The following is a 12,824-nucleotide window of genomic DNA, read 5'->3' as shown; positions in this document are numbered from 1 at the left end:
AAAAAACATTTCCGTTTTCCGTACAATTTCGAGTTGACAAAGCGAGGGGCGGCGGGCATCCTTACTCGACCCTAACTCGCTATCGGGTCTTTTGTTGGCTCCTGTGGTTGATGTTTGGGCAGAATCATTAATTCGACTACAACAATCGATATGTCCACCAATTCCTGCGCATGCAGCGCATCTACTGACAAATTCGTCTATTCCTTCGGCGGAGGGTCCGCCGACGGCAATGGCAGCATGAAAAATCTTCTGGGCGGCAAGGGCGCCAACCTTGCGGAAATGGCCCGCATTGGCCTTCCTGTTCCTCCCGGATTCACCATCACCACGGAGGTCTGCACTTACTACTACGATCACGGCTGCACCTATCCCGCCCAGCTTGACGCGCAGATCAAGGAAGGCATTGCCAGGATGGAACAGATCCTGGGACGCAAGTTCGGCGATACGGAAGCCATGCCCATGCTGGTAGCCGTACGTTCCGGCGCCCGCGAATCCATGCCCGGCATGATGGACACGATTCTAAACCTCGGCCTGAATGAAAAATCCGTGGAAGCCATGGTAAAGGCCACCGGCAACCCCCGCTTCGCATGGGACTGCTACCGCCGCTTCGTCCAGATGTACGGCGACGTGGTGCTGGGCGTGCAGAAGAACCCGGATGAAGACCACGAACCCTTTGAAGCCGCCATCGCCGCCATCAAGGAAGAACGCTACGGCAACGCGGACGTGGAAGACACCAAGCTCTCCGCGGATGACCTGAAGGAACTGGTCTCCCGCTTCAAGGCGCTGGTGCTGGAACGCACCGGCCATGAATTCCCGGAATGCCCCTGGGAACAGCTCCAGGGCGCCATCGGCGCCGTGTTCGGTTCCTGGAACAATGACCGCGCCATCGTTTACCGCCAGAAATACGGTATCCCGTCCGAATGGGGCACCGCCGTCAACGTGCAGGCCATGGTGTTCGGCAACACGGGTGAAGAATCCGGTTCCGGCGTGGCGTTCACCCGCAACCCCGCTTCCGGCGAAAACGAATTTTACGGTGAATTCCTGATGAACGCCCAGGGTGAAGACGTGGTGGCCGGCGTGCGTACGCCTGCTCCCGTAGCGGCCCTTCACGACGTGATGCCCGCCGCCTTCAATGAACTGATGCGCATCCGCGAAGTGCTGGAAAACCACTTCCACGACATGCAGGACTTTGAATTCACCATTCAGGACCGCACCGTGTACATGCTCCAGACCCGCAACGGCAAGCGCACCGGCGTGGCCGCCTTCCGCATCGCCTGTGAAATGGTGGAGCAGGGCCTGATCGACTGGAAAACCGCCGTGCGCCGCATCCCCGCGGACCAGGTGGACCAGCTGCTGACCCCCATCTTTGACCGTGAAGCCATCAAGCAGGCCAAGATGCTCACCCGCGGCCTTCCCGCCGGCCCCGGCGCCGCCACCGGCCGCATCTACCTGAATGCGGAACGCTGCGTGGAAGCTGCGGACAACGGTGAAAAAGTGCTCCTGGTCCGTCTGGAAACCTCTCCGGAAGACCTGCGCGGCATGATTGCCGCTGAAGGCATCCTGACCGCCCGCGGCGGCGTTTCCTCCCACGCGGCCCTCGTTGCCCGCCAGATGGGCAAGGTCTGCGTCTGCGGCGCTGATGAAGTCATCGTGGACTACAACAACCGCACCGTCACCGTTGGAGGCATGACCTTCAATGAAGGCGACTACATGTCCATCGACGGAACGAGCGGCCTGGTGTATGCGGGCAAGGTGGAAACCTCCCCCTCTGAAATCATCCAGGTGCTGATCTCCAAGACCATGAAGCCGGAAGACAGCCGCACCTACCAGAACTTCGCCAGGCTCATGCAGTGGTGCGACGACTGCACGAAGATGAAAGTGCGCACCAATGCGGACTCCCCCAAGCAGACGGAAACCGCCATCGCCTTCGGCGCTACCGGTATCGGCCTCTGCCGCACGGAGCACATGTTCTTTGAAGGGGACCGGATCGACTTCGTCCGTGAAATGATCCTTTCCACCAAGAAGAGCGACCGCGTGGCCGCCGTTTCCAAGCTCCTTCCCTACCAGAAGGGCGACTTCAAGGGCATCTTCAAGGCGCTCAAGGGCCTGCCGGGCACCATCCGCCTGCTGGACCCGCCCCTGCACGAATTCCTTCCCCAGACGAAGGAACAGCAGCTTGACCTGGCTCAGAAAATCTGCATGCCCGTGGAAGTCATCATGCGCCGCGTGGCTGAACTCCACGAGTTCAACCCGATGCTCGGCCACCGCGGCTGCCGCCTCGGCATCGCCTATCCGGAAATCACGGAAATGCAGGCCCGCGCCATCTTTGAAGCCGCTGTGGAAGTCTCCCAGGAAGAAGGCTTCGCCGTGGTGCCTGAAATCATGGTTCCCCTGGTGGCCTTCAAGAAGGAGCTGGACATCCAGAAAGCCATCATTGACAAGGTGGCCAAGCAGGTATTTGAAGAAAAGGGCGCCAAGGTGGACTACCTCGTAGGCACCATGATTGAAATCCCGCGCGCCGCCGTCACGGCTGACGAAATCGCGGAAACCGCCCAGTTCTTCTCCTTCGGCACCAATGACCTGACCCAGACGGGCCTGGGCATGAGCCGCGACGACTCCGGCTCCTTCCTGCCGCAGTACCAGGAACTGGAAATCATCAAGAAAAACGTCTTCGCCTCCATCGACCAGGAAGGCGTCGGCAAGCTGATGAAGATTGCCGTGGAACTCGGCCGCTCCACCCGTCCGGACATCAAGCTGGGCATCTGCGGCGAACACGGCGGCGACCCCGCTTCCGTCAAGTTCTGCAACACGCTGGGCCTGACCTACGTGAGTTGCTCCCCCTACCGCGTCCCGACCGCCCGTCTGGCCGCCGCCCAGGCAGCTTTGGAACAGGCGTAAGCCTTTTTTGTTAAGGGTTAATAGACAGCCCGTGGTTCTCCGGAACCACGGGCTTTTTTGTGGAGACGGGGGAGGGATGGACTAAAGGGACTTGATGGACGGAGTGGACCAAAATATTAAATAAGAAGATTATTTGCCTCTGTGTTTGCGCTGTTCCAGCCGTGCGCGGGTCATGCGTTCACGGATGCCGCCGTTCTGCATGAAATCCTTTTCCTGGGCTTGAATCAATTTAGCAAGCAGGCCAAGGGCTACGTTAATGAGGATAACGGCTGTATTTGCTCCAAAATGGTCCGGGCGGAAATTCCTGTGCTTGCCCACCCACCGGATAACTTCCTATGCGGAAGAAAACCTGGCCCTGATCAGCTCTTGCGCGTAAAGACTGTTGTTTTCCCACTGTTCCAATCCCCGCTGGCGCAGATAGGAAAGGTAGTCTTCCTTTAGTTCCTGAAGGCTTCCCTTGGCAATTCCCGTCAGTTTCAATTCAGACGCTTTGCTGACTCCTGAATCCACGCTCCCTTCCGTGATATTCTGCATGCCGGAACGGGCTGCCTGAACCATCTGGTCATAAGTCCGGCCTTGATTTTTCACGTATTTATTGCAGAACCGGAACGTGAAATCATAAATGATCTCCGCAACCCGGTATACCACCAGATTCCGGTATCCTCCATGCTTGGGAATAAATCCATGAGACATTCCGTCCATGGAGTTCATTCTGTTCATTTATTCCCATTTTGTCCATTAAAATAAATAAACTCCAAATTTTCTCCTCACCCCTCCAGCGCCCTCTTCAGCAGCTTCCGGTATTCCCCCGCCGGAACCTCGTACGTGCCGAACTTCAGCAAATGCGGCGTAGTCCACTGCGTATCCAGAAAAAGGAACTGGTGGGCCCGCAGGTACTGAACCAGGGCTACCAGGGCAATCTTGCTGGCATCCGTTTTCCGGTGAAACATGCTCTCCCCGAAGAACGCCTTCCCCAGGGAGACCCCGTAAAGGCCCCCCTGCAATCCTTCCTCATCCCAGCACTCCACGCTGTGGGCAAAGCCCATCTCGTGAAGCCTGCCGTACACTTCCTCAATCTGCCCGTCTATCCATTGTTCCTCCGGTTCGTCCGTCCGGGCGCAGGCATGGACCACATCCGGAAAAGCGGTATCCATCCGGAGTTCAAAAGGTTTTTTATTCAGGACGCGCTTGAGACCGTGAGGGATGTGGAAGCGTTCGTCCAGCGGAATCAGGGCGCGGGGATCCGGTTCGTAAAAGGAAATTTCTCCCGTTTCCGGGTCCGCCATGGGAAAACACCCCTGGCAGTAGGCGGAAAGAACCAGTTCCGGTGTCAGTCTGGGATTCATCTGATATGGTCCAGCAGTTTGCCGAGGACGGGGGAATTCAGGGCCTTGCGGTCCGGGGAGGCCATGGGCAGCTCGTGCACCTTGTCCAGAGGAACCAGTTCCTCCCCCTCCAGAAAAGCCGGGGATTCCGTCACATGGTGGATGTAGCGGGTCACCTTGTAGCGGGTGACGCTGTAGGTCTGTTTCAGCACATGGGGCAGGGAAAGGGTATGGTCGTCCTCCCGCTGGGGGAAACGGTACATGCCGGCGTGGCGCTTCCCTTCCGGGCATCTTGCCAGCAGGATGGATTTACCGCGGAGGTAGAGAACGTCGTGGTGTTCCACCCGGGTAATTTCCGGCTTGGGATTCTTGACGGGGAGCGTTTCCGGCTGCTCTGCGGAGCAGAAGGAGCGCACGGGGCAGAGCAGGCAGTCCGGCGCGCTGATCCTGCAGTAGGTCTGCCCCAATTCCATGATGGCTGAATTGAATTCGCGGGCATGTTCCGGATCCACCAGGTTTTCCGCGCGGGTCCACAGGTACTTCAACCCTTCCGTGGAATCCACGGGCACGGAATAATTGTCAATGCGGGCCAGCACGCGCGCCACATTGGCGTCTACGATGGGGGCGGCCTTGTTGAAGGCGAAGGAAAGCAGGGCCCCAGACGTATACGGGCCGATGCCCGGCAGGCGTTTTAGCCCTTCCGGATTGTCCGGGAACTCTCCGCCGAATTCGTTGACAATCTCCCTGGCAATGGCCTGGAGGGAACGCACGCGGCGGTAATAGCCCAGCCCTTCCCAGGAGCGCAGGGCCGTCTGCTCGTCCACGGAGGCCAGGTGCCCGGGAGTGGGGAACTGGCGCATCCACCGTTCATACCTTCCCAGAACGGTGGGAATGGTGGTCTGCTGCAGCATCAGCTCGGAAACCAGGATGTGCCACGGGTCCGTTGTCCGCCGCCATGGGTAATCCTTTCCCTCGCGCCTGAACCACTCCACCAGCGCGTTCCGGAAAGCCCGGATGTCAAAATCGGGTTTGGTGTCAGGCATGCTTTTGTTCAAGGGCTTGGCGCATGGCGGAAATGTCCGGCTTGATGCCGAACCAGCGTTCAAAGGAAAGGGCCCCCTGGTGAACCAGCATGGAGAGGCCGTTGGAGACCCTGGCTCCCTGGAAGCGGGCTTCCATCTGGAAAGCGTCGTCATGCGTCTGTAAATCATACACCAGGTGGTGGGCGGAAAGCAGGGCGGACGGCACGGGGGAGGGGTCCGTAGGTTTCAGGCCCAGGGACGTGGCGTTGACGATCAGGTCCGCTTCCGCCACGGCGGAATTGAACCGCGGCGTGTTGTTCAGGTGGGCCGCCAGACGGTCGGATGGTCCTTCCAGCCTGTGTTCGTCAATGAAAAAGGAACTCAGTTTGTCCTTAAGGGCCTGGAGCTTTTCTTCTGACCTGCCTGCCAGCGTCAGCCGCTCGCAGTGCTGCATGGCGCAGGTGTAGGCCAGGGCCAGCCCGGCCCCGCCGCAGGCGCCCAGAAGCACCACCTTCAAATCGCGCAGGTCCACGGAAAATTCTTCCCGGATGGCGCGTCCAAAGCCCGGACCGTCCGTATTGAAGCCGGAAACAGAGCCGTCCTTTTGAAAGACGAGCGTATTGACGGAACCCGTAGCGCGGGAGAGGGCGTCCGTATCATGGCACAGGGAGCAGGCGGCCTGCTTGTGGGGCACCGTGACGTTGGCTCCCAGGAATCCTTTTTCCCGGAGCAGGCGCACCACGTCCGCAAACTCTTCCGGAGAAGCCTGGATGCGGATGTAGCGCGCACGGATGCCTGCGGCATCCAGAGCGGCCTGCTGCATGGCGGGGGATTTGGAATGGGCGATGGGGAAGCCGATCACGGCCAGTCTGGCGGGAACGGATTCTCCGGCATCAAACGGATGTTCTTCATCCAGAAGATCGGCCAGGGTGTAGTAGGGTTTCATGGAAAGATAGAGGAACGGGCTCAGGCGTTCACGCTGTACTATGAATGAAATTACGCCGGATTTCAAGGCAAACGCCTATCATTCCTTCTTCCGGGTGGTTTTTTGCCCCGTAGTCCGGAACGCGTGGGGGCGGCGCTTTTTTCTGCCGCACGCCGGGCAGGAGGTCAGCAGTTGATGCCGGCCTTCTTCGCCTGGCTGCATAGCTGCCTGACGTGCAGACGGTACATTTTCCCGTCTTTGATGAAGTTTGTCCCGCATTGCCTGAATTCAAAATGAACCTTGCTCCGGATGCATTGTTCCCGGATGGATAAGATCCATTCATAATTCAGGGGCCTGGCGCAGCTGTTGGATTCTCCGCCTGCGACGACCAGTTCAATCTGGTTCAAATACGGGGCCAGGTCCACCTGCTCAAGAAGCGGCTGGCAGATGATATTTTTATGCTTGATGGGAAGCTTGTTGAAGATGGGGAGCCTGAAGTCCGCCCTGTCCTGGTTTTCCACCGTGCAGCCTATGGTGACGTTGTCATAGCCGTCCGCCCAGTCACCGGGGATGCATTCCATGAACCGTTCAATTCTTTTGGTCAGGAAAATAAAATTCAGGTCCCGGCGTTCCCGGATCATTTCCCAGCATTCGCCGCGCCATGGGTCCGCCTCCCGGATGAGAAAATCCGTGGAGAAGCCCAGATACACGGTCTGGCCGGGTTTCATTCTGTAATCTCCCTTTTTATTCTTCAGCACGGGGGCATGAAAATTGTCCGTTTTCACGATCTCGTCCGTATTCATTCCCCTCCGTCTGTCGGCTTGATGAATATAACAGAATTTGCACCCGGCGCTGTACCGGTGGCATCCGCGCCATGGGTTCCACATAGCCATTTGATTACTTCCGATGGATTGGAGCTGGGGAAAGCATCAGCAAGGCGGAACCCGGAAGCTGGCCGGGTTCCGCCTTGAAATAACAGGTACGGGAATAATCCGCTTATTCCCCGCAGCCGCCATCCTTATACCCGCAGGAGCGGCAGGACTTGCACTTGCCGTCCTGCACGTAGGCCAGGGAATGGCACTGCGGGCACAGGGAAGCGCCGTTAAGCATGGTGCCTTCCGGCGCCTTGCCGGCGGCGGGAACCTCCGGCAGCGCCGGGGTTTCAAGGTGCACCGGGGCGGTGATGATGCGGGGGGGCAGCACGCTCACCGTGGTGTCCGGAGCCTGGCCGGGCAGGCTGACGCTCGGGATGGAGAACACGTCCCGCAGGCGGTAGCCGTTGCTTTCCGGGAAGAGCCATGCCAGAATCTTGGCGATCAGGTCCACCACGGAGGCGCAGGAACGGATTTCCGTGCAGGTGTCCGCCTCCGTATCGTCCCCCACGCGGCAGAAGCCGGAAGGCTCAAAGGAGTAATTGCGGAAGCCCTTGACCACTTCCTTGAGCGGCACGCCGAACTGGAGGGCCGTGGAGAGCAATTTGCAATAGGCTTCAAACATGCCGGAGGCGAAGGAGCCCACCTGGCCCAGGCGGCCGAAAACTTCCCCGCAGGTACCGTCCGCATACACGCCCACTGTCAGGTAGCCCGTGAGCTGGCCGCCCACGGAGAACTTTACGGTCTGGCCCAGGCGGCGGCCGGGCAGCTTGCGCTGGCGCGGCTTGGAGGCTTCCGCGATGATCTCGTCAATGGCGTCCGATCCGGCGTTCACCAGTTGTTCCCAGACGTGGTTGGCCTTGAACATGCGGGTTTCCGGCGTGTCCACCACGTAAACGGCGTTCGCCTTGGAGCCGGCGCGGAAAATGGCGATGCACTTCACGCCCAGCTCATGGGACATGATGAGGGAGTCGTAGACTTCCTGCACGGTGGCGGAGACGGGCATGTTCACCGTCTTGGAGCACGCGCCGGAAATGAAGGGCTGGAGGGCGCCCAGCATCAGCACGTGGCCGGCGGGGGAGATGGCGCGGATGCCGTTGCCGTTGGTGGCGGCGCAGTCAAAGACCGACAGGTCCTTCTTGTCCAGCCACGGGATGGACTCAATGTGGGCGGAGCCATTGATGACGGTCAGTTCATCCGCCGTCAGCACGGACATGTTGGCCGGGTTGCTGATATAGGCCACCTTTTCCTGAATCTCGCTGCGGGATTCCGTGCCGGAGAGCAGGCGGCGCCACGCGAGGCGCACGGGTCCGGCCTGGTCGTTGCAGGGGTCCACGATGAGCTGGTTCACGACGGCGTCCATATTCCCCTGGAACGCGGAAATCAGGCCGTCCAGGCCGGCCACTTCCAGGGCGGCTTCATTGACGAAGTCTTCCGCATAACCCAGGGAGCGCAGGCCTTCCAGGGCCAGGCGGTTGAACATTTTCAGGGAGCCTCCGCCCGCAAGCTGCTTCCACTTCACCAGCGTGTAATCCGGTTCAATGGAAGTGGTGCCTTCATCGTAGCAGCCCAGCGGGGCGGAGATGGTGCCCGTGGGGGCCATCACGGAGACGAAGGCGTTGCGGTGCGCCGTAGCCTTGGCGACCTTGGCCCACATCCCGGAGGCGGCTTCCGCCAGCTTGGCGGCGGGGGCGATGCGCTCCTTGTTCATCAGGGTTGGAGCCTTGAAGCTCTTGAGATAGGCGTGCAGGGCGTAGGAGGCGGTCAGTCCCTGCGCTTCCGGCAGCACTCCGCCGGCGTTGGCGATGATGTTCTCAATCAGGTCGTCCAAAGTCTTGGAATCCTTCTGGGAGGGCAGGGCGGTCGCCAGCTTCTGGGCCGCGTTATGCAGGCGCAGCACGGCCAGCAGGTCCTTCTTGCTGGCGGGGTATTCCACGTAGGAACCCAGTTCCGCGCCCATCTCCGCGGAGGCCGTCCAGCAGGCCGCCGTCAGGGCGCTGCAAAGCTGGGAGGCAATCCAGCGGCCTTCGTCTGAATCGTACGGAACGCCCAGCGCCATCAGGGAGCCGCCCACGTTGGCGAAGCCGATGCCCGTGGTGCGGTACTTGTAGGTGCCTTCCGCGATTTCTTCAATCGGGAAGCCGCCGCGTTCCACGTTCAGGTCAGCGCAGACCATCGCCAGGCGCGCGGCGTGGGTCAGGGCGTCCGCGTCGAAGACGGGCTTGCCGTCCTCATCCTTCGTCAGGAAGCGGTAGGCATTGAAGGAGGAAAGGTTGCAGCTCGTATTGTTCAGGAAGACGTACTCGGAGCAGGGGTTGGAGGTAGTGATGGAGCCGATGGACTTGACGGGGTTCCAGAGGTTGATCACGTCATTGTTGTGCACGCCGGGCTCCCCGTTGTCCCAGATGGACTTCGCCATGGCTTCCAGCAGTTCCTGGGCCCGGAAAGTCTGTTCAATGTGGGCCGGGTTCGTGACCCAGCGCGTGTAGGTATTGCCGTTGTTGGCGAGGGCCTGCCAGAAGTCGCCTTTCAGGGAGACGGAATGGTTCGCGTTCTGGTGGGAAAGCGTTTCCCCGTACAGCAGGGCGTCCATGTGCGGGTCAAAGCTGTTCCGGGTAGCCAGAGGCAGGGAAAGAATGAGGCGCGCGGCGGCTTTTTCCGCCGGGGTTCCCGCCACCAGCTTGGTTTCCGCAATCTGCTTCAGCTCCACGTGCACGTTGTGCTCGCGCAGGATCACCTTGGCGATGTCTTCCTGGCGGTTCTTCGTGCTGATGAACTCGAAAATGTCCGGGTGGTCGCTGAACATCAGCACCATGCGCGCAGCGCGGCGCGTCTTGCCGCCGGACTTGATGGCCCCGGCCATGCGGTCCCAGCCGCGGTCAAAGGAAATGGGGCCGGAGGAGCGGCCCTTGCCGCTGATGGGCTCTCTGGAGGAACGGAGGGTGGAAAGGTTGATGCCCACGCCGGAACCGGAAGCGAAAATGCGGCCTTCCGTGGTCAGGTGGTCCAGGATGTCCTCCATGCTGTCCCCCACTTCCGTCAGGAAGCAGGCGGAGCACTGGGGATATTCATACGTGGACTGGACCGTGAAGGTCTTCAGGTTGTTCTTGGTGCCCTTGGTGTGGTAGGCCTTGTTGCCGTGGCCGGTATAGCTTTCCCGCAGGTCCGGGCGGCCCCAGCGCCACTGTTCCCAGTGGCCGATGTTGAACCATACGGGAGAGTTGGGAGCCCAAATCTGCTGCACCAGCATGGCCTTGATTTCCTCGTTGAAAATCTCCGCGTCCTCCAGCGTGGCGAAGTAGCCTTCCTCCCAGCCCCATACGGTGTAGGTGTTGGAAATGCGGTCGTAAATATTGCGGAAGCTGTCTTCATATTCCAAGGACCCCGGTTCACTGCCGAAAAGGTACTTGTCCGCCGTGATCTTGACGGCGTTGTCATCCCAGTGGGCGGGGGCTTCCAGTCCCAGGCGCTCGTAAATGGTCTTTCCGGTCTTCCAGTCCATGATGCGCACGTCGCGGCGCGTCCAGTCCACTTCATCATAAGGGTGGACTTCGTTGTGGGAAAATCTTCTGGTGAATTTCAAACCGCCCAGCAGGTCCTTCCTCTGGGGGAGGATGATTTCCTGTCCTGTACGCAGTTTGAGTATGGTTTGCGAGTTGTCTATAGTCATGGCTTGCGAAGTAGAAAGCGTTTGGGAGAAATCCCGTGAGGCAGCGCTCCGTCGCGGGGTTGGGGCGGCGCGTAGCGTTTGCATTATCTACTGAAAAATAATCGCGATGAAAAGGAAATATTGTACAGTCTTTTTTTCTGTATCCCACATGTTGTGCTTTATCCCGGTTTCCGAGAAATTTTACTCCTGTCTTGCGTGAATTTTTTTTGTCTGCCTGACACTCCATTTTTTTTGCTTGACGGGCGCCTTCCTGCAGAACGTTATTCGCCTCCCGCGGAGGGGGCTTTTCCATGGGAAACCCCCGGCAATAAGAAGGCGTTAAGGGGCCGGATGGATGGGTATTGCAGCGTGTATTTCCTGTTATGTAAAAATTCCTGTTGATTATTAACAGTGAATGAATTTTATTGATTAATAACATAGTAAAGCATCTGATGTCCATGCCGGTTTTCTATCCGGTTGGGAGCGGCCTCCTTCTGCTCCCCTTCATAAGGGCGCCGCTCTTCACCCATCCGGCAAAAAGTCGTTCCGGAAAACTCTCAACAAGCCCTTTTAAAAAACATGGGACAACATTCCTGGGCTTGAAACGAATGCCTGCCTGCTACGGATTTTACGGATTAAAAAATGGCTTCTCCCTTGTTTTTTAAGGCGGGAAGCAGGAGGAGGAAAAGGCTTATCCATCTGCCTCAAATGAGCCTTGATGAACGTGCTGCAAGGCGTTATTTTAACGGCCATGAGATTGGCTACCCTGATCTGGTTGACCGGCGCCGTGTGCTGCATGCCGGTCCTGGCCGCAGACCCTCAGCATAAGGAACAGAGCGCCGCAGAAAAGGCCCCGCAGCCCCGGTCGCGGAACGTCTCCCTTCAATGCATTGCTCCGGCGCCCGGCTTGCCGGTCCCCATGGATTTGACGCAGGCGGACGGAATCCGGCTGAACGCCCTGGACGTTACCGTGTCCCTGAAACAGCACCAGGCCTTTCTGATTTACACTTGCGCGCTGGACATCCCCAAAGGCGTCAAGGGCAAGACCATCTCCGTGGGCGTGCCGTTCCAGTATGATCCGCCGGATGAACAGGCCAATGCCGCAAAGCCGGAGCCCATACGCAACCTGCCTTTTACGAGGGCGGTGCAGGACATCGTGACGTCCGTGGACGATTTGAAATGTGATTCCTCCCTGGTGGAAGGGCGGCATCTTCAGGCGGACGCTCCCACCATGTCCCCCGTTGCCGGAATCACCCACTGGCTGGTGGCCCAGGTTCCCAACAAGGCGGGTACTCATGTGCTTACCTTCCAGTTTTCCGTGCCTTATACGCAGGATATTGCCATTACGCCGGAACCGAAGGTCAACATGGGGGAACCCCGTCTGACGCTGCTCGCCTCTCCGGTGATGACCTGGACGGGAGGCACCCCCAGGGCGGTTGTGAATGTATACAGCTCGGAGATGACCAACCAATCCGTCAAGCTGGACCCGTCCGCAGATGCCAAATCCATTGTGACTACGCCCAAAGGCGTTTATACCTGGTCCCTGCTGGGAGCGGACGGCAGGCCCTATGCTTCCTCCGTGGTGCTGACGCCCGGCCCCGGCTGGGTGCTGGACAAGGACGGCCAGGTCACCATCCGCGGTGAAAAGGGAACCCTGACGGACCAGTATGATGTGACGGCCAGCTCTACTCTGGAGAAGGACCCCTACGGCGCGCCGTGTTCCCCGGATAACCTGAAGAACGGCACCGGCTATTGGGCGGAAGGCGTTTCCGGAGACGGGCAGGGGGAAACCCTGGAAATCAAGCTCAAGAATCCGGGACGGCTGCTGGGCATCATGCTGGAAACCGGCATTTCCCCGGTGACCAATCCGGAAAGGGATACGGAAGCGCGGCGGCATCCGAACATAGCCTATTCCATGTTCAGCCGCCCCAAAGTCATCCAGGTAACGCTGAACGGGAATTACACCTTTGACGCCACGCTGCGGGATGACTGGACGCCCCAGATCGTCGTGCCGCCGTACTACAGGCAGCCTGTGCACACCATCAAGATCAGGATAGATTCCATCTATCGCGGAACCGGAACGTCGGACACCTACATCGGCATCCTCAAGCCTATTGTCCAATAAAAGGCTTGTTC

9 protein-coding genes are annotated in these 12,824 nt (G+C 59.1%); 2 read left to right on the top strand and 7 right to left on the bottom strand.

Annotation, left to right across the window (positions count from 1 at the left end):
• Window positions 1-150 precede the first annotated feature (150 nt).
• Window positions 151-2,895 carry a pyruvate, phosphate dikinase gene (gene ppdK / locus P8A25_RS06610; RefSeq protein ID WP_102722298.1) on the top strand — a complete coding sequence of 915 codons (2,745 nt, stop codon included), beginning with the start codon at window positions 151-153 and terminating at the stop codon, window positions 2,893-2,895.
• A gap of 129 nt (window positions 2,896-3,024) precedes the next feature.
• Here ppdK and P8A25_RS06605 read toward each other — a convergent pair whose 3' ends face one another.
• The 7 genes from P8A25_RS06605 to P8A25_RS06575 all read right to left on the bottom strand — a co-directional run bounded on the left by P8A25_RS06605 (window position 3,025) and on the right by P8A25_RS06575 (window position 10,709).
• Window positions 3,025-3,213, bottom strand: coding sequence for a four helix bundle suffix domain-containing protein (locus P8A25_RS06605; protein ID WP_215442609.1), 189 nt, complete (start codon window positions 3,211-3,213; stop codon window positions 3,025-3,027).
• A 15-nt stretch (window positions 3,214-3,228) separates the two neighbouring features.
• Entirely contained in the window at window positions 3,229-3,588 is a 360-nt protein-coding gene (locus P8A25_RS06600; protein ID WP_251827993.1) for a four helix bundle protein, read from the bottom strand.
• A gap of 74 nt (window positions 3,589-3,662) precedes the next feature.
• Window positions 3,663-4,241, bottom strand: a complete 579-nt coding sequence (gene aat / locus P8A25_RS06595) for a leucyl/phenylalanyl-tRNA--protein transferase (protein WP_022398223.1) — start codon at window positions 4,239-4,241, stop codon at window positions 3,663-3,665.
• Complete coding sequence (locus P8A25_RS06590; protein WP_215442614.1) at window positions 4,238-5,263, bottom strand: A/G-specific adenine glycosylase; 1,026 nt, start codon at window positions 5,261-5,263, stop codon at window positions 4,238-4,240. Before P8A25_RS06590 ends, aat begins: the two co-directional genes overlap by 4 nt.
• Entirely contained in the window at window positions 5,256-6,188 is a 933-nt protein-coding gene (locus P8A25_RS06585; protein WP_215442615.1) for a shikimate dehydrogenase, read from the bottom strand. The genes P8A25_RS06590 and P8A25_RS06585 overlap by 8 nt, the downstream gene beginning before the upstream one ends.
• Before the next feature lie 164 nt (window positions 6,189-6,352).
• Window positions 6,353-7,060 carry a DUF5131 family protein gene (locus P8A25_RS06580; protein WP_215442616.1) on the bottom strand — a complete coding sequence of 236 codons (708 nt, stop codon included), beginning with the start codon at window positions 7,058-7,060 and terminating at the stop codon, window positions 6,353-6,355.
• Window positions 7,061-7,163: 103 nt separating this feature from the next.
• On the bottom strand, window positions 7,164-10,709 hold the full coding sequence (locus tag P8A25_RS06575) for an adenosylcobalamin-dependent ribonucleoside-diphosphate reductase (RefSeq protein ID WP_215442617.1): 3,546 nt from the start codon (window positions 10,707-10,709) through the stop codon (window positions 7,164-7,166).
• 730 nt (window positions 10,710-11,439) lie between these two features.
• Between P8A25_RS06575 and P8A25_RS06570 the strand changes: the two genes are divergently transcribed.
• The gene (locus P8A25_RS06570; RefSeq protein ID WP_215442618.1) at window positions 11,440-12,813 is read left to right on the top strand and encodes an NADase-type glycan-binding domain-containing protein; all 1,374 of its coding nucleotides are present in this window, start codon (window positions 11,440-11,442) and stop codon (window positions 12,811-12,813) included.
• The last annotated feature ends 11 nt before the right edge of the window (window positions 12,814-12,824 follow it).

Source organism: Akkermansia sp. BCRC 18949 (genome assembly GCF_045011645.1).
GTDB lineage: Bacteria > Verrucomicrobiota > Verrucomicrobiia > Verrucomicrobiales > Akkermansiaceae > Akkermansia > Akkermansia massiliensis.
The sequence above is the reverse complement of the archived record's forward strand: the minus strand, read 5'-3'. Positions and strand labels throughout refer to the sequence as shown.